Source organism: Methylobacterium frigidaeris (genome assembly GCF_022179185.1).
Classification (GTDB): Bacteria; Pseudomonadota; Alphaproteobacteria; order Rhizobiales; family Beijerinckiaceae; genus Methylobacterium; species Methylobacterium frigidaeris.
Map to the genome: position 1 here is coordinate 1 of NZ_BPQJ01000298.1, position 247 is coordinate 247.

1 protein-coding gene is annotated in these 247 nt (G+C 70.4%); it reads left to right on the plus strand.

What is annotated here, in order from left to right; genetic code table 11:
- Positions 1 to 247, plus strand: a 247-nt coding sequence (locus tag MFF64_RS39160) for a lyase family protein (protein ID WP_273557220.1), incomplete at both ends; no start/stop codon positions are given.

Sequence of the window (247 nt, forward strand, 5' to 3'; positions counted from 1 at the left end):
CCGCTTCGCCGCCCTGGCCGCCCACGACGAGCTGGTCAACGTCATGGGGGCCATCCGCACCCTGGCCGGGGACCTGATGAAGGTCGGCAACGTCGTCCGCTGGCTCGCCTCCGGCCCCTACGCGGGCATTGGGAAGATCACCATCCCCGGCAACGAGCCCGGGTCCTCCATCATGCCGGGGAAGGGCAACCCCACCCAGGTGGAGGCCCTCACCATGGTGGTGGTCCGGGTCTACGGCAACGGCCAC